At 45.8% G+C, this 16,903-nt stretch carries 19 protein-coding genes; 4 read left to right on the forward strand and 15 right to left on the reverse strand.

Going from position 1 to position 16,903, the window contains the following annotated elements; genetic code table 11:
- Positions 1-6 precede the first annotated feature (6 nt).
- The 5 genes from KFK88_RS02395 to KFK88_RS02415 all read right to left on the reverse strand — a co-directional run bounded on the left by KFK88_RS02395 (position 7) and on the right by KFK88_RS02415 (position 6,267).
- The gene (locus KFK88_RS02395; RefSeq protein WP_223577057.1) at positions 7-984 is read right to left on the reverse strand and encodes a malate dehydrogenase; all 978 of its coding nucleotides are present in this window, start codon (positions 982-984) and stop codon (positions 7-9) included.
- Between the two features lie 110 nt (positions 985-1,094).
- Positions 1,095-3,197: an ATP-dependent DNA helicase RecG gene (gene recG, locus KFK88_RS02400; protein WP_223577058.1), complete on the reverse strand. Its 2,103-nt coding sequence runs from the start codon at positions 3,195-3,197 to the stop codon at positions 1,095-1,097.
- Complete coding sequence (locus KFK88_RS02405) at positions 3,197-4,114, reverse strand: LysR substrate-binding domain-containing protein (protein ID WP_223577059.1); 918 nt, start codon at positions 4,112-4,114, stop codon at positions 3,197-3,199. Before KFK88_RS02405 ends, recG begins: the two co-directional genes overlap by 1 nt.
- 117 nt (positions 4,115-4,231) lie before the next feature.
- On the reverse strand, positions 4,232-5,038 hold the full coding sequence (locus KFK88_RS02410; RefSeq protein ID WP_223577060.1) for a methyltransferase domain-containing protein: 807 nt from the start codon (positions 5,036-5,038) through the stop codon (positions 4,232-4,234).
- Positions 5,038-6,267, reverse strand: coding sequence for a DUF418 domain-containing protein (locus tag KFK88_RS02415; protein WP_223577061.1), 1,230 nt, complete (start codon positions 6,265-6,267; stop codon positions 5,038-5,040). Before KFK88_RS02415 ends, KFK88_RS02410 begins: the two co-directional genes overlap by 1 nt.
- Positions 6,268-6,363: 96 nt before the next feature.
- On the opposite strand from KFK88_RS02415, the gene KFK88_RS02420 reads away from it, so the two are divergent.
- The gene (locus tag KFK88_RS02420; RefSeq protein ID WP_223577062.1) at positions 6,364-6,957 is read left to right on the forward strand and encodes a hypothetical protein; all 594 of its coding nucleotides are present in this window, start codon (positions 6,364-6,366) and stop codon (positions 6,955-6,957) included.
- 17 nt (positions 6,958-6,974) lie between these two features.
- On the opposite strand, the gene trmH is transcribed toward KFK88_RS02420, so the two are convergent.
- The 8 genes from trmH to apaG all read right to left on the reverse strand — a co-directional run bounded on the left by trmH (position 6,975) and on the right by apaG (position 13,504).
- On the reverse strand, positions 6,975-7,661 hold the full coding sequence (gene trmH / locus KFK88_RS02425) for a tRNA (guanosine(18)-2'-O)-methyltransferase TrmH (RefSeq protein ID WP_223577063.1): 687 nt from the start codon (positions 7,659-7,661) through the stop codon (positions 6,975-6,977).
- 3 nt (positions 7,662-7,664) lie between these two features.
- On the reverse strand, positions 7,665-8,048 hold the full coding sequence (locus KFK88_RS02430) for a RidA family protein (RefSeq protein ID WP_223577064.1): 384 nt from the start codon (positions 8,046-8,048) through the stop codon (positions 7,665-7,667).
- Complete coding sequence (gene spoT, locus KFK88_RS02435; protein WP_223577065.1) at positions 8,029-10,185, reverse strand: bifunctional GTP diphosphokinase/guanosine-3',5'-bis pyrophosphate 3'-pyrophosphohydrolase; 2,157 nt, start codon at positions 10,183-10,185, stop codon at positions 8,029-8,031. Before spoT ends, KFK88_RS02430 begins: the two co-directional genes overlap by 20 nt.
- 46 nt (positions 10,186-10,231) lie before the next feature.
- The gene (rpoZ, locus tag KFK88_RS02440) at positions 10,232-10,480 is read right to left on the reverse strand and encodes a DNA-directed RNA polymerase subunit omega (protein ID WP_223577066.1); all 249 of its coding nucleotides are present in this window, start codon (positions 10,478-10,480) and stop codon (positions 10,232-10,234) included.
- A 114-nt stretch (positions 10,481-10,594) separates the two neighbouring features.
- Positions 10,595-11,242, reverse strand: a complete 648-nt coding sequence (gene gmk / locus KFK88_RS02445) for a guanylate kinase (RefSeq protein WP_223577067.1) — start codon at positions 11,240-11,242, stop codon at positions 10,595-10,597.
- Between the two features lie 23 nt (positions 11,243-11,265).
- Positions 11,266-12,132, reverse strand: coding sequence for a YicC/YloC family endoribonuclease (locus tag KFK88_RS02450; RefSeq protein WP_223577068.1), 867 nt, complete (start codon positions 12,130-12,132; stop codon positions 11,266-11,268).
- Positions 12,133-12,301: 169 nt separating this feature from the next.
- On the reverse strand, positions 12,302-13,123 hold the full coding sequence (locus tag KFK88_RS02455) for a symmetrical bis(5'-nucleosyl)-tetraphosphatase (protein WP_223577069.1): 822 nt from the start codon (positions 13,121-13,123) through the stop codon (positions 12,302-12,304).
- Positions 13,124-13,126: 3 nt separating this feature from the next.
- Entirely contained in the window at positions 13,127-13,504 is a 378-nt protein-coding gene (gene apaG, locus KFK88_RS02460) for a Co2+/Mg2+ efflux protein ApaG (protein ID WP_223577070.1), read from the reverse strand.
- 120 nt (positions 13,505-13,624) lie between these two features.
- On the opposite strand from apaG, the gene KFK88_RS02465 reads away from it, so the two are divergent.
- From KFK88_RS02465 to KFK88_RS02475, 3 genes are read left to right on the forward strand one after another with little or no spacing between them, the layout of a single operon-like run.
- On the forward strand, positions 13,625-14,419 hold the full coding sequence (locus KFK88_RS02465) for an SDR family oxidoreductase (protein ID WP_223577071.1): 795 nt from the start codon (positions 13,625-13,627) through the stop codon (positions 14,417-14,419).
- A 17-nt stretch (positions 14,420-14,436) separates the two neighbouring features.
- Positions 14,437-14,859 carry an MAPEG family protein gene (locus KFK88_RS02470; RefSeq protein WP_223577072.1) on the forward strand — a complete coding sequence of 141 codons (423 nt, stop codon included), beginning with the start codon at positions 14,437-14,439 and terminating at the stop codon, positions 14,857-14,859.
- 17 nt (positions 14,860-14,876) lie between these two features.
- Positions 14,877-15,359 carry an FKBP-type peptidyl-prolyl cis-trans isomerase gene (locus tag KFK88_RS02475; protein WP_223577073.1) on the forward strand — a complete coding sequence of 161 codons (483 nt, stop codon included), beginning with the start codon at positions 14,877-14,879 and terminating at the stop codon, positions 15,357-15,359.
- On the opposite strand, the gene KFK88_RS02480 is transcribed toward KFK88_RS02475, so the two are convergent.
- Together KFK88_RS02480 and rph are read right to left on the reverse strand one after the other, a co-directional pair.
- Positions 15,353-16,123 carry a hypothetical protein gene (locus KFK88_RS02480; protein WP_223577074.1) on the reverse strand — a complete coding sequence of 257 codons (771 nt, stop codon included), beginning with the start codon at positions 16,121-16,123 and terminating at the stop codon, positions 15,353-15,355. The genes KFK88_RS02475 and KFK88_RS02480 overlap by 7 nt on opposite strands.
- A 20-nt stretch (positions 16,124-16,143) precedes the next feature.
- Positions 16,144-16,860 carry a ribonuclease PH gene (gene rph, locus KFK88_RS02485; RefSeq protein WP_223577075.1) on the reverse strand — a complete coding sequence of 239 codons (717 nt, stop codon included), beginning with the start codon at positions 16,858-16,860 and terminating at the stop codon, positions 16,144-16,146.
- Positions 16,861-16,903 lie beyond the last annotated feature (43 nt).

Below are 16,903 nucleotides of genomic sequence, written 5' to 3' on the forward strand. Positions count from 1 at the left end.
AAGTGCTTACAGTAGATCTGATACTGTGTCGCGTTCTTCTTTAAGCTCAGTTTCTGATTCAACCATTTTGCCTTTGATGAAATCAGATACTTCTAAGTCTTGAACGATTTCGTAATCGCCATCTTTACATACGACAGGGTATGAGTAGATAAGACCTTTTTCAACGCCATAGCTACCGTCTGAAGGTACAGCCATTGAGACCCAGTCACCAGACTCAGAACCTAGGCACCAGTCGCGCATGTGATCAAGGATAGCGTTAGCTGCAGAAGCTGCTGACGATGCGCCACGTGCTGCAATCACTGCTGCACCACGCTTAGCAACGGTTGGGATGAACTCTTCTTTGGCCCAAGTCGCGTCAACTTTATCCGCTGCGTTAGCACCGTTGATTTCTGTGAAAGAAATATCAGGTACTTGAGTCACAGAATGGTTGCCCCAGATGGTCATTTTCTTAACGTCGGCGATGTCTGAACCTGACTTCTCAGCAAGCTGATAAATCGCACGGTTATGGTCAAGGCGCGTTAGAGCCGTGATGTTACGCTGATTAATGCTTGGTGCGTTAGCTGCTAGGATGTATGCGTTAGTGTTGGCTGGGTTACCCACAACACAGATGCGGATGTCTTTATCAGCAACGTCATCAATCACTTTACCTAATGAGCTGAAGATTTTACCGTTATCAGCGATTAGGTCTTTACGCTCCATGCCTGGGCCACGAGGCTTAGCACCAACCATCAAGCCAATCTTAGCGTCTTTAAATGCAACAGCTGGATCGTCAGTTACAACCACGTCCTTTACTAATGGGAATGCGCAGTCGTTTAGCTCCATAGCTACCGCTTCACAAACCTTAAGTGCTGGCGTGATTTCTAGAAGATTTAAAATAACTGGTTGATCTTTACCTAGCATTTCGCCGCTGGCAATGCGGAAAAGTAAAGAGTAACAAATTTGACCGGCTGCTCCGGTTACCGTAACGCGAACAGGCTCTTTCATTCCTGAATCCTCATCGTTAATGGGTGTGTCTAAAATTAGGTCGCCAACTTTAACACAAAGTCGCTATAAATCCCATAATTAGGGTGTTTGGGCGGTTATAAGGGTTAAGGTTAGACATCCGCGAAGTCTTGGCGGGAGCCAAGCCAGCGTTGAGTAATCTTTTGAGCAAGTTGAGGAGAGTGTTTAGCCAAATGATGCGCAACTTCTTGTAATTCAGCGACTAATTCAGCATCGCGTACCAGATCGGCAAAGCGCAAGCCGATATCTCCCGTTTGGCGTGTGCCGAGCATTTCCCCAGGCCCGCGGAGTTTAAGGTCTTCTTCGGCAATAACAAAGCCATCATTAGTGTCACGCATGACTTGGATGCGGGACTTGGCATTATTGGAAAGCGGTTGCTGGTACAGTAACACGCAGTGACTCTCAACTGAGCCACGACCCACGCGACCGCGAAGCTGGTGAAGCTGAGATAAGCCTAGGCGTTCGGGGTTCTCGATAATCATGAGGCTTGCGTTAGGTACATCCACACCAACTTCAATCACGGTGGTTGCCACCAGAATATCCAACTCACCCTGTTTGAATTTATCCATAACCATTTGTTTCTGTTCGCTTTTTAAGCGGCCATGGACAAGCCCAACATTGAGGTTTGGTAGCTGCTCGGCTAACTGGTTAGCCGTGGTTTCTGCCGCTTGGCATTGCACCTCTTCCGATTCATCAATCAAGGTGCAAACCCAGTACACCTGACGATTCTCATCACCACAAGCGGTAGCGATTCGTTGAATAACTTGCTCACGTTTTTGGTCAGAAAGTGCAACTGTCTGTACTGGCGTACGACCCGGTGGAAGCTCATCAATAATCGAAACATCCATATCGGCATAAACCGTCATTGCCAAGGTTCGAGGGATCGGGGTGGCGGTCATCATCAATTGATGCAGCTGATAGCCTTCGGGGGCTTTTTGCTTTAAAGCCAGGCGTTGGTTAACACCAAAACGGTGCTGCTCATCGATGATGGCTAGTCCAAGCTTATTGTAGTGCACATCTTTCTGAAAAAGAGCGTGAGTGCCGATAATCAGTTGGGCCTCACCAGAAGCAATTTGGGCCAATGACTCGTTTTTTTGTTTGGCGGGTAATTTGCTAATTAAAAAAGTCGTATGAATACCCAAAGCTTCCATCCATTGTGAGAATGAAAGGTAATGCTGCTCAGCTAAGATCTCTGTTGGTGCCATTATAGCGACTTGATACCCTGCCTCGATAGCTTGCAAGGCCGCCATGGCCGCGACTAGGGTTTTACCAGCGCCGACATCACCTTGTAATAGTCGAAGCATGGGTTTGGAGCTTTCGAGATCTTGAATGATTTCTTGGCTAACACGTTGCTGAGCGTTGGTTGGCTTGAAGGGAAGCTGGCTAAGCAACTTGTCTTGAAGCGTGCCTCTAGTTTGCATGGAGGCTGCTTGATGCTCTTCAAGTTTATGACGCTGAAGCATCATACTGAGCTGATGGGCCAGTAGTTCTTCACAAATCAAACGTCGCGCAGAAGGCGAAGTAAATTGCTGTAATAGTTCTGGTTGAGCATCTTTTGGAGGGGTGTGAATCCACTTCAGAGCTTGGTTAATATCGGGCAGTTGAAACTGGCTTTGTACCTTTTCTGGCAGTAAGTTGTCGATTGGGTGCTTATCTAATAAGGCCACCGCTTGTTGAGTTAATGGCCTAAGGCTGTTTTGGTGTAACCCATCAGTTGTAGGGTACACTGGCGTTAAGCTATCGAGTAAAGGGGCAGAACTGGTCGCGGTGATGGCTGTCAGTTCAGGATGTACCATATTGCATTGATACCCAAAACGGCGAACTTCACCAAAAGCGTAAAATTCGGCACCTTTTTCGAGCCGTTGTTGTTGGCTTTTATTGAAGTAGAAAAAACGGAAGTCGATGCTGGCTGTTTGATCGCTAGCGCGACAGATAAGCGAGCGTCGCTTGCCGTATTTCACTTGGGTCATCTCGACCTGCACTTTGATCAAGGCTCGATCGCCGTCCTGTAAACTGGCGATGGTTTTTATTTGAGTCCGATCTTCATACCGAAGGGGGAGATGCAATAGAAGGTCGAGGACATTGCGGATATGCAGTCGTTCGAGCTTTTCAGCCAGCTTCGGGCCAACCCCTTTCAGACTGGTGCAGTCGAGGTTAGCGAGGTTGATATCCGAAGCGAGTTTAGAAATGGCCATTAATCGTTAATGCGTTCACCTGGGAGTTCGATAATCTCAAGCGCCTGCTTAATCAAATCGAGAGCTTTCTTTCGTGGGAAGCTGCGGCGGTAAGCCAGAGCCACCTGGCGACTCGGTTTCGGGGTATCGAATTCACGAGTCACTAGCCCTAGTTTTTCATTATGAAAGTCCGCCGCTGATTTCGGGATCACGCTGATTCCAAGACCGCTAGCGACCATTTGACGAATGGTTTCAATCGAGCTGCCTGTGATCCAGTCTTTTTGTGGGTTTAAACTGTTGTCGCGACACTGTGGACAGGCTTCGAGTACCTGATCACGAAAGCAGTGTCCAGCACCTAACATGATCATCACTTCATCAGCGATATCCACTAATTGCAGTGAATCGCGTTTGACCCAAGGGTGACGCTCTGGCAATAAAGCGATGAAATCTTCTTGGTATAAGGGAATCACATCAACTTCGGGCTCTTCAAAGGGAAGTGCCACAATGATTGCATCAACATCACCATTACGCAGTTTGGTGCGAAGGTTATGGGTATAATCTTCATCAATATGAAGTGGCATCTTTGGAGCGAGTTGGCGCAGCTGCGGTATCAGCGATGGCAAAAGGTAAGGGCCGATGGTGAAGATGGCACCAATTTTTAGTGGGCCGTCAAGTTGATCCGAGTTTTGCTTAGCCATTTGCTTGAGCTGGCTGACCTGCTCAAGAATGCGCTGGGCTTGTTCGACCACGAGATCACCTTGTGGCGTGGTACGTACGTCTGATTTACTACGCTCAAAAAGGGTGATCCCCAGTTGTTCTTCAAGCTTTTTTACGCCAACACTTAACGTTGGTTGGCTGACGAAACATGCTTCTGCCGCACGGCCAAAATGGCGCTCGCGGGCAACCGCAACAATATACTTAAACTCTGTTAGTGTCATAATTGATAGCCTCTCTCTATTATGATCCAGTGCTGAGAGAGATAAGTCAATCCATAAGTCATCTATTTCTGCTGATTATTGGTTAGAACTTATCACGGTTTACACCTCACCACATTGTCATGTTTTTTGTGCAATAAACATGGATAACGGGCGACCGTCTTCTAGGTGGTGCACTTGATTGAGTAAGACTGACCAATCTTCAAAGCGTTCAGACAGCTCGTCGTTTTTGAGTAAAAAGTCCGCTTTTTTGGGTTTACCAAACTTTGCGGCACCCTCAAGAAAGGTATGAATAACGATTTTACAGCCGGTAGGCAAGTGCTCCTGATAGATATCGAATAGAGGACGATGTAGGAAACGGCTTTGCATGATGAGTTGAGGTTGCTCTTTCTGAATCAACTCAATCAATTTTTCTGGGTTTTTACGACAGTCCATTTGTACTGTAGAAACATTCACATCCCAGCGCTCCGCTGAGTGAGATACCCGCTCTAAAGCTTGATCAAAGTAATCAATAGCAAAAACATCGTACCCCATTAGCCCGAGTAAAATCACGTCGCGCCCAGAGCCACAACCAACATCAATGGCAGATGTAGCTTTGGTATCTGGGGTGATGAGCTGTGCGTATTCTTCAACAACGGGGTTACCGAACCATAAACGATGGTGGCTTGGCCCAGTCTCAACAGGAAGCTTGGATAAGCTTTCGGATGTAAAAACGTCCTCAATGATAAAGTTTCGCTCTAAGAATAACTCTAATACTTTTCGTTGATCAGAGGGTTCAACACAGAGGCTAAGTACAGTTCCTTTCGGAGGAACCTCGTGCCACAAGTCATCAAGTTGATTAAAAGGGATGTGTACTGCATTAGGCAAGTGGCCCTCAAGAAATTGCTCAAGAGGGCGCAAATCGATAATAGCGGATGAATTTGTCATTAAGCTCGCTTAAAAGGTTGTAACTTACCGTAGCTCAAACTGCGCCACAACCACTCTAGTGGGCCATAACGGAACCGTGATAACCACCAAGGCGACCATATTAGCTGGGCGACAAATATGACTGCGACAATCAACATCAGTTGATAGCGTTCAAGCTGTGCAAACAAGCCAAAACCATGACTGTAGAAAAGTATCGTGCAGATAATGCTTTGTGAAATATAGTTGCTGAAAGCCATACGCCCAACAGCCTCAAGTCGATTTTTAAAGCCTTGAAGCTTGTCGGATTTAACCCATAGACAAAATAAACCAATGTATCCTAGCGCTACGAAAACGGCAGCAAAGCTATTGAGCGACATGAAAGACAGCATGGTTGTTCGCATGCTGAACTCAGTGTCGATCAGTAAGAAATTATCGTAAGCAATAATGCCAAAACCGATGAGGAAACAAATAACCATCATTTTGATGTAGAAGCTCCTGCTTCTCTCTGCAGTGAGCACACCCAACTGATACAGTCCCATACCGAGTAACATCGAACCACCGATTCGGAAAAGACCAAAGAACAACGCCATCATCGGTAAGTTAGTGGTAAAAAAGTCAATTCGATGGTCTAGTTGAGAGGCGTAAGTGCTGGTGTAGACAGCGTTTTCTTGCGCTATAAACGCTTGTGATGGTGCAAACATGTCGAACATGTCCTGCATTTCTTCGTCAGGAACGTCTCCACCAAAGACAGCGAACAGGGTCATTAAGGCGACCATAATACTGATGAAAATAGCTCCAACGATAATTTTGGTTGACGCTTTGGTATCACGTGCGAACCAGTAAACCCACAATCCTGTGATGGCATACGTCACCAGAATGTCGCCGTACCAAATAAATATCGCATGGAGTACACCGAAGCAGAGTAACCAGAACATCCGTTTGTAATGCACCCCAGTTGGTGATGTGCCATTTGCTGTGGCACGTTGGGCCATTAACATGATTCCGGCGCCAAAGAGCATAGAGAATAGTGTATAGAATTTCTGATCGGCAAAAGTATGAGTCACAAACCAAGTAACCAAATCAATAGTTGACGGTTCGCCAAGCGCTTTAGGGTTAACATAGTAGGCATAGATATTGGCGAAGGCATAGATATTCATAATCAGAATACCCGCAACGGCAATACCGCGTATCAAATCCAGTGAGCGGTATCGGGAGGTTGACTCGGTGGGTGTGAGTGCAGTTGTTGTCATATCAGATCCTTTGCTTATTTTTCAGGCAGTATAGCTCTAATGAACTTAATTAACCAACAGTATCTAAGTAACTAATTGTTAATAAAGGGAGTTTTCATGAAAAATATTTCAATTACAGGACTACTCATCATCGTTATGAGTTGGTTGATTTACTACTTTGTTTTTAGTTTATCACTTGAACCGAAAAATAACTTTAAAGCCGATATCTCAGAAGATAATGTAACTCAGGGTGTGAAAGGTAGTACTAAGGGTCTGGAAACTAAGATAACAGAGAGTAATGAATCTCGACTTAAAGCCAAGACGATTGATACCGAAAAGCCTAAGCCCGAACCTGAAAAGAACCTGTCGGGGATCGATCTTAAGATTGACGGCAATATGCTGGAGGAGTCGTATTTAGCTGAGTCTAACAGTGACTTTGGTTGGAAGTCGTATTGGCAGAATGAGCTTTATGTGATCTTGATGGAGTCATCAAGAAGTTACCCTTTTATGTCTCAAGCAACGGACTGTAGAGAGTTAACTTGTAGAGTTGAGGTGGAAGTTTCTACTCAACAGTTGCACTTCATCAAACAGGCCGTCGTTGCTATCGACGCAGAGTTTTCGAGGCGACAAATGCCATTGGCTATTAACAGCATTGATGTCAAGGAGGGCGCTATTGTGTTTTATGTTCAGCCCGGCGACATGCCTCGGTAACCATTCATAGGTTATGACTATATTTGTCGCCTTAGCTCGTCCCACTCTGGGTCATCTATATCGCCACGCTCATCAAGCTTTGGATAGCGCATCTTGTGCTTATCACAGTACTTTTTGATCGTTGGGTGGAGCGCGTTAAATAAAATATAGTCGACTTCTTCTTGTGGTACTTTTAACTCGCCATACATTTCAGCTTCTGCACGCTGCCTTTGCGCTTCATAGAGAATTAATGCGCTGGCGACAGAGACATTGAGTGATTGCACCATACCAACCATCGGAATAATGACATGTTCGTCGGCGAGGTCTGCAGCTTCGTCGGATACGCCAACCAACTCTGAACCAACTAAAATACAGGTTGGTTTGGTGTAATCAATGCTGCGGAAATCTACCGCTCTATCAGAAAAGTGTGCGGCTAAAACTTGCATGCCTTGGTTTTTAACTTCAGCAATACCTGATGCTAAATCAGCGTGTTTGTGCGTTGTCACCCAGCGTTTGCTACCGCTAGAAGTATGGTGTCCTGAGTAACTGACGCCTTCAGGAAATACAGCATGAACATGACCGATGCCAACGGCGTCAGCGGTACGGACAATAGCAGCAAGGTTATGGGGCTTATGCACTTCATCCATAAAAACCGTCAGATCAGGCTGACGGTTGGATAGTAACTCTATGATTTTGTCATAACGACTCGGAGAACGTTCTTGCAACGATTAGTCCTCAAGGGTCATGATGGCATCCATTTCAATCTGGGCACCTTTAGGAAGTTCTTTCACACCGATAGCCGCGCGTGCAGGATAAGGCTGCTCGAAATACTGCGCCATGATGTCATTAACCGTCGCGAAGTGGCTTAGGTCAATCATAAAGATATTGAGTTTAGAGATATGGTTCAGTGAGCCACCAGCCGCTTCACACACTGCGGTTAAGTTCTTAAACACTTGATGAACTTGCTCGTCAAAATCTTGAACTAACTCCATGGTTTCAGGAATTAGAGGAATTTGCCCTGAAAGGTAAACCGTATTGCCGGCTCTCACCGCTTGCGAATAAGTGCCAATAGCAGCAGGCGCTTTTTCGGTATTAATGACTTGTTTGGTCACGTTTGTGTCCTTTTGGTTGTATATCGGGGTGGCGATAAACCTTATTAACGAAAGGTACCACACGTAATTTCTTGATTATCGAGGCGAGGTGAACGCGATTTTTGACACCAATTTGGAAAGTGATGATGTTAACATCCCCGTCCAACTCGTTAATGTCAACGTTAACAATGTTGCCTTCTTGGTTGGCAATAATATTCGTAACTTGTGCGAGCACACCGCGTTGGTTAAATACCTGTAGCCGTAGCTCGGTAGTAAAGTCGCCTTCTAAATCGTCTGACCATTCTACGGGTACATAATGATCATTTTGCTTGTGCGCGCGCTGGATATTAGGGCAGTTATCGCGGTGAATATTAAAGCCACGACCAGGACTGACGTATGCCATGATGGGGTCACCCGGAATGGGGCGACAGCATCGGGCATATTTAATCACTAACCCTTCCGTGCCTTTAATAGCAAGCGGAGAGCGCTCTTCTTGTGATTCTGACTTTTTATCCTGAGCTTCCTGTTCTTCAGCATCGCTGGTTAAGCGGTGTGCGACCAAAGCGCTGGCGATTTTGCCAAGGCCGATCCCTGCTAACAAATCATCAAAACTGGCATACCGGGTCACGTCAGTGATTTGCTGCAATTTGTCTTCTGCAAATTCGTCTAACGATTTCTTCAGTGACTGCTCAAGCAAGCGTCGCCCAAGATGAACGGCTTCATCATGACGCATGTTTTTGACGAAATTACGGATATTGGTTCGTGCTTTGCCCGTCACCGCGTAACTTAGCCATGCAGGGTTAGGGCGTGAACCTGGTGCCGTAATAACTTCAACAGTACGACCATTCACAAGCGGCGTACTCAAAGGTGAAAACTGCTTATCAATCTTGCAGGCGATGCAAGTATTGCCGATGTCAGTGTGGATCGCATAAGCAAAATCCACAGGTGTCGCGCCCTTAGGCAACTCGATAATCTTTCCTTTAGGGGTAAATACGTAAACTTCGTCTGGGTAGAGATCGATTTTGACGTTTTCAATAAACTCAATCGAGTCACCAACGTTTTGTTGCATCTCAATCAAGCTTTGTAGCCACTCGCGTGCTTTGGTTTCAGCTGGGTGGTGTGAATTACCGGTTTTGTAGAGCCAGTGAGCCGCAACACCATGTTCCGCCATTTGATCCATTAGCTCGGTACGAATTTGAACCTCAATATGGAGGCCTGATTTGCTTCGTAAAACCGTGTGCAATGATTGATAGCCGTTTGCTTTAGGAATGGCAATGTAATCTTTAAAGCGACCAGGAATGGGTTTAAACAAATTGTGAATCTGGCCTAACACCCGATAGCTGGAATCTTCGCTGTCTGTAATAACACGGAAAGCGTAAATATCCATAACTTCGTTAAAGGTGCCGACTTTGTCGCGCATTTTCTTGTAAATGCTGTAGAGACTCTTCTCACGCCCAATCACTTGGCATTTGAGGCCTGTGTCTTTTAAGCGATTGCGTAGTTGCTTGGTGATGCGTTCGACAACTTCTTTGCGGTGGCCTCGAACTTTACTCACCGATTCTTTTAAGACGCGATACCGCATTGGATACAGGTTTGCAAAACCAAGGAGTTCCAACTGTTCTTTAATGCGGTGAATACCAAGGCGATTGGCAATAGGTGCATAAATTTCTAGCGTTTCGCGTGCAATACGACGACGCTTGTCAGGGCGCAAGGCTCCTAGGGTCTGCATGTTATGCAGTCTGTCCGCCAGCTTGATCAAAATAACGCGGATATCCTGCGTCATCGCCATCATCATCTTGCGGAAGTTTTCGGCTTGAGCTTGCTCTTTGGACTGGAAGTCGATTTGTGTCAGTTTACTAACACCTTCGACCAAATCGGCCACGGTTTCGCCGAATTGCTCGGTAAGATCCTGCTTAGTGACATCACAGTCCTCAATCACATCATGCATTAAGGCCGCCATGATGGTCTGATGATCAAGATGTAAGTCAGCTAAGATATTTGCCGCTGCAACAGGGTGGGTGATATAGGGATCACCACTGGAGCGCATTTGCCCATCGTGGGCGCACTCAGCCACTTGATACGCACGTTCCGCATCGGCAACCTGCTGTGGTTCTAAATAACCTTCAAGAACGTATTTAAGATCTGCAAAATAGGCCATGCGTATCAGTGTTATGTGCTGTAACTAATGCGAAGTCGGAATCAAATTAAAATAGAACTGGACGAGATTCCTGCTCTTGCTCAGCTGCGCGCTCATCAGCCGCAACCGTTTCTGCAGTAGTTAAACCTTCTTCAATTTCACGTAGCGCAACAACTGTCGGCTTATCATTGTCCCATTCAACTTTAGGGTCATGAGTACCATTAGCGATCTGACGTGCGCGTTTCGCTGCCAACATAATTAAATCAAAGCGGTTACCAACAACTTCTACCGCATCTTGAACTGTAACACGTGCCATAACTTACCTCTTACAACCTTGCGGAACATCCGCATTAACAATCTTCTAACACACTAATAAAAATAGTGTATCCAAAAAAGCGAGCCAGAAACAGCCTAGCCCAGTAAAAATGGTTTAATTTAGCAACTCTTTTAGCAGCGCCTGTTGACGAATTTTTTGGCTGTCTTTACGCAAACGACGTGCGGTAAAAATCGCTGCCAATTCTTGGCATGCTAAATCAAAGTTATCATTAATGACGATATAGTCGTACTCGTCATAATGTTGAATTTCTTGGTTGGCAGCTGCCATGCGAGACTGGATAACCTCTTCGCTGTCTTGCCCGCGTCCGGTTAGACGGCTTAATAATTCGTCTTGTGACGGGGGCAGAATAAAAATGCTGCGACACTCAGGCATCAGCTCGCGAACTTGACGCGCACCTTGCCAATCAATTTCTAAAATAACGTCATGACCTTGCTCAAGCTGACTTTCAAGCCACACTCGGCTGGTGCCATAAAAATTACCAAAGACTTCGGCATGCTCTAAAAAGTTTTCTTTTTCAAGCATTTGCTGAAACTCTTCCACACCAACAAAGTGATAATCAACGCCGTTAACTTCTCCCGGTCTTTGTTGGCGAGTGGTATGGGAAATCGATAATTTTAGTTCTGGCATTTGCTCTAAAACAGCTTTTAGTAAACTGGTTTTACCCGCCCCTGATGGCGCTGAAACCACGTATAAAGTACCTTTTGCTGTTGAGCTGTCTGCCGTCTTTTGCGTTTGCGTCATAGTGCTATGCGTAATGGTCTAAATTATTCAATATTTTGAACTTGCTCGCGCATTTGCTCGATGAGGACTTTGACTTCTACCGAGCTGTTAGTGATGTTGGCGTTGATCGACTTAGAGCCCAATGTGTTTGCCTCACGATTAAACTCTTGCATTAAGAAGTCTAAGCGACGCCCAACAGGCCCCTTGTCTTTCAATAGCCTCAAGCACTCAGTGACATGGGTGTTTAAGCGATCGAGCTCTTCTGCAACATCCAACTTCTGTGCTAAGAAGACCATTTCTTGCTCTAAGCGCTCAGAGTCGAGTTCAACTTTCGCCTCTTCGAAGCGGTTGATCAGGCGCTCGCGCTGCCATTTCATCACTTCGGGCATTTGCGCTTCAACTTTAGCCACTTCCTCTGAAATACCTTTTAAGCGCTGCTCAATAATGTCTGAAAGCGCTTCGCCTTCACGTTGGCGAACTTCAATCAATTGGTCAACCGCTTGTGAAAAGGCTTGTTTGACGTCCTTTTCCATGGCGTCGGTATCGGCTTCTTCTTGTTGCAATAAGCCCGGCCAGCGCATCAGCTGAACTAAATCAGCAGATTGATTATCTTGCGCCAACACCTGTAATTCTTCATGCGCCGTCAAGAGTTGTTGGGCCATCTCTTGGTCCAGTTTCATGCGGCCAGCATGTTTTGGATTCATCTCAATACGCAATGAGCAGTCCAATTTGCCGCGGTTCAAACGTTTACGCAGTACGTTCCGTAGCTCAAACTCAAGATGGCGGAATGATTCAGGCATTCTAAAGTTAGGCTCCAGAAAGCGCTGATTTACCGACTTAATTTCCCAAGTTACATTGCCCCATTCGGCAGCAAACTGCTGGCGAGCGAAAGCGGTCATGCTTTTTAACATACGAGAACAAACTCCGATTCGAACAGTGGCTTCAAATGTCTTGATTTTTAAGGGCTTAAGGTCAGTACCAGCCTTAAACTGAAAATCGACACGGAAAGCCTACAATTGTACCGATATTTATGCAGATTGGCGATAGTTTAATCAAAGAGATTGTGTACCGCAGTTGAATTCAAGCCCATTTGCGTAATGCTTTGACATGAAAGCGTTTTTGATCTTCGAGTCTGAGTGCGGTTAATCGACTGCCCCAGACACAGCCGGTATCAACTGCGTAAATGTTTTTGGCCTTGGCTTTTCCCTCTAAAGCTGCCCAATGACCAAACACCACACGAGTTTCTTGCCCAATATCACTCAGCTCGTACCAAGGCCTTAAACCTTTGGCCTGCTTGCCGGGCGTCGATTTACTTTTAAAGTCGAGGCTGCCGTCTTGGTGACAAAAGCGCATTCGTGTAAAAGCATTTGTGATAAATCGTAGACGTTCGATACCTTTTAAGCCTTTTTGCCAGTGATTCGGCTTATTTCCATACATATGCTGAAAAAAGTCAGTTGCTGTAGTTTTTTTAGAGAGCACCTCTTCGAGCTCGTAGGCGCAAGCGAGTGTCTGATTTAGATCCCAACCTGGCGCAACGCCGGCATGAGTCATCAAAAAGTCTAGATGCTTGTCATACACGGCTAATGGCTGCTTCCGTAACCATTTCATGAGCTTTTTGGCGTTATCAGCTTCTAAGATGCGGTTAAGATCGTCTTTCTTCGGTAATTTAGACTGAGTGTAATAAACGGCGAGAAGGTGCAAGTCGTGATTACCTAAGACAATGTCACACAAGTCTTGGTGATCATAAATGTAATTTAAAACTTCAAGCGACTTAGGCCCGCGACTGATCAAATCGCCTGCTAACCATAATTTGTCCTGAGCAGGATTAAACTGGATTTTGTTCAGCAGCAGGCGAAACTCGTCGTAACATCCTTGGATATCGCCAATAGCGTAGGTCGCCATGAACTAGTGCAATACTCCAGGGGCAGCTAAGCTAAATATTGGAATCGGCGCGTTAAATTCGGCACCATTTTGGCCGATCATTTTATAGTCTCCTTCCATCGTTCCAATGGGAGTTGGAATCACTGCACCGCTTGAATACTGGTAACTTTTACCTGGCTCGATATAAGGTTGTTCGCCGATTACGCCTTGGCCTTGAACTTCGGTCACTTCACCGTTGGCGTCGGTAATCACCCAGTGTCTTGAGTCAAGTTTAGCGCCTAAGTCACCGGTGTTTTCAATGGTAATGGTGTAAGCGAAAACATAGCGCTCATTGTCTGGTTCTGATTGTTCTTCGATGTATTGCGTATTAACACTAATTTGAAATTGATACTGTTGTGACATGTGCTGTATCGAGTTACCTAATGCGTTGAATTGTTATGATCATTCTCTAATGTAACTGTGTTAGGCGCAAGCCTGTGATAGTATTTAGCTACTTTTTTGCATAAAAACGGTAATAACCCCATGACAAATAACAAGTCCACCAAAAAAGTTAAAACGGTGATGGTCACTGGCGCTAGTTCGGGTTTTGGCTTGGAGACGGCGAGACGCTTTGCAGGAGAAGGGCACCGAGTCATCGTTGCGGCACGTCGTAAAGAACGTCTCGAAACCCTAAAGCGTGAACTTGATGAGGAGTTTGGCCGAGACACGGTATTTGTGATGCCGTTGGACGTCACCTCTGAAGAGCAAATTGATGCGATGATGACCTCCTTACCAGAAGCGTTTAGCGAGATTGACGTCTTGGTGAATAATGCGGGATTGGCCTTGGGGCTGGAGCCTGCGCATGAAGCCAATTTGGATGATTGGCACCGCATGGTCGATACCAACATCAAGGGTTTGTATTTAATGACGCGAAAGATTTTGCCGGGTATGGTCGAACGACGTCATGGGCATATTATTAACATTGGTTCGATTGCAGGAAATTATGCCTATCCGGGTGGTAATGCTTACGGCGCGACTAAAGCTTTCGTGAAGCAGTTCACTCGTAACTTGCGAGCTGACCTTTTGGGAACGCGAATCCGGGTGACTAATATTGAGCCTGGCTTAGCAGAAACCGAGTTTTCACTAGTACGATTTGATGGCGACAAAAACAAGGCTGACGATGTGTATAAAGGAACTGAACCTTTGACCGCAGAAGATATCGCTGAAGCTGTGATTTGGGCTGCCCAACAGCCGCAACATGTTAATATTAACACTATTGAGCTGATGCCAACGTCACAAGCGTGGGCAGCATTGGCGATTGATAAAATTCAGGGTTAACAACAAGGAGCTCCCACATGGCTTTTCAACCGATATTATTACCTGTATTTGTAATGGTAGCGCTGACATTCGTGGTACCGATTGTCATGGCTCGAAGACGTTTCCGTTTCTACCGTGAGCAACGTTTGCACCCACAAAAAACAGCGACACGTAAGGGCATGACTGAGCACATGGGAGACGATCGGGCGGCTGATCACTTTAAAAACTTGTTTGAAATGCCGGTACTATTTTATTTGGCTGCAGTGTTGTCGATCATCACGAATAGTGCTTCCTACTGGTTGCTTGGATTGGCGTGGTTGTATGTGGTGACTCGAATTATCCACGCGTACATCCATTGCACTTACAATAATGTATTCCATCGTTTTAAGGCCTTTATCTCTAGTTTCTTTGTGTTACTAGCTTTATGGGTCGTGTTAATCCTAGATATAGTGGTTTTTTAAACTGAGTTAGTGTTGAGATGAAGATAGAAAAAAATAGTGTAGTAGAACTGGATTATAAACTCATGGATTTAGAGGGTAATGTCTGGGAAAGCTCAAAAGAGGGCGGTCCTTGGGTGTATTTACATGGCCATGGCGAAGTGATGCCGGGATTAGAAGGCAAGCTTACAGGCAAAGCCATTGGGCAGAAAATAAAAGTCGAGCTAGGGCCTGAAGAGGCTTACGGGCCTTATGAAGATGATTTAAAAACGGAAGTGCCGCGTGAAGCCTTTGGTGAAGTCGAGAACCTGACTGAAGGCATGCGACTTGCTGCCGAGGGAAGTGACGGAGTGCATGCGGTTATGGTTCGTGAGATTCGTGACGATGTAGTGATTATCGACGCCAATCACCCATTAGCCGGCAAAGCGGTTAAAGTTGAAGTTAAAGTGTTATCCGTAAGAGCTGGCACCGAGGACGAAATCGCCCACGGTCATGTGCATCAACACGGGACTTGTGATCATTGATGAACTTGGAACTCATCGATGATGGTTTTTACTAAAGCCGCTGACTGCTTAGGTTTGGTATAAAGCAAGAAGTGGCTTCCTTCCATTGGGTACTTTCTAGCGCCCGGATAAATTTTAGCAATGCTGTCTTTTGCGCGTTGATTTAGGACTTTGTCATTTGAGGCTTCAACATAAGCAACGGGGACTTTTGGTTGGATTGGAAAATTCCCTAATTGCTTTAAGGCTTCTGTACGCTTCTTCAGCGTGTCGTGAGGAATCGCTTCAACCACTTTTCTGACATGCTTTACTTGTTCAGCAGAGCCATCATCATTCATAAAACGACTGCCTAAGTGTTTTTCAGCAAAAGGCAGTTTCATTAGGGTGTTAGCCGTTAGCAGCTTGGGCAATTCAAGTAATGGTTTGCTCGGGGTATCAAGCAAGCTGACAAAGAAAATGATCCCTTTCAGTGGAATATCGGGGTGTGCATTAAGATAAGGTGCAATCGAGCCTGCGTAGGATTCAACCAATAGCACAAAGGGTTCTTGAGGGAGCAGAGGGGCGATGTGTTTTGCCAGAGACTGATGGTCTTGTGGCCCATCATCGGGCAAGGGGATAAACTGTGTCTCTAAGGGCTGGCTCTCTAAGAGATTAGGCTCCAGCGTAAGATGTTGTAGAAATTCTTGGCACAATTGATCGTTGCCATTAAGTCCAGGGATGACGACCAGTTTCACAGCTTTCTCCACATCGTTTTTAATTAGTTTAGTTGTCGCTGATGTCAGTAGCATGACATCAGCGTTAGAAAGCGTTAGCTAGCGATAGCCTGCTTCTGGATGTCAAAGATCTCTCGGATACCTTGTTTGCCCAGCTCTAACATTTGCATCAGCTCATCACCGCTAAACGTTTCCCCTTCGGCTGTGCCTTGAATCTCGATGAAACCACCGTGTTCATCCATAACCAGGTTCATGTCAGTTTCGGCGCTAGAGTCTTCAGGGTAATCCAAGTCGAGAACAGGTGTGCCTTCATAAATACCAACCGACACAGAACCAATCATGTGTTTTAGCGGATTGGTTTTTATCATGCCTTTTTGACGCATAGAAAAAAGAGCATCGTGAAGCGCGACACAAGCACCACTGATTGATGCTGTACGAGTACCACCGTCAGCTTGTAACACGTCGCAGTCAAGGTAAATAGTGTGTTCGCCAAGCTGTTTTAAATCGACAGCTGCACGCAGTGAGCGACCAATAAGTCGTTGAATTTCCAAGGTTCTGCCGCCTTGCTTGCCACGAGATGCCTCACGATCCATGCGGCTGTGGGTTGAGCGCGGTAGCATGCCATATTCCGCAGTCAGCCAGCCTTGCCCTTTGCCTTTTAGGAAGCGTGGAACACTTTCAACCACACTGGCGTTACATAGGACTTTGGTCTCGCCAAACTCGATAAGGACAGAGCCTTCAGCATGTTTAGTGTAGTTGCGTGTGATGGTGACAGGTCTTAATTGATTGCTGCTTCGTCCGCTAGGGCGCATAAAGACTCCTCTCTTTATGATGATTTAAATCTTGCGTCGATTA

The sequence above is a fragment of the Kangiella taiwanensis genome (genome assembly GCF_020005165.1).
GTDB classification, from domain to species: domain Bacteria; phylum Pseudomonadota; class Gammaproteobacteria; order Enterobacterales; family Kangiellaceae; genus Kangiella; species Kangiella taiwanensis.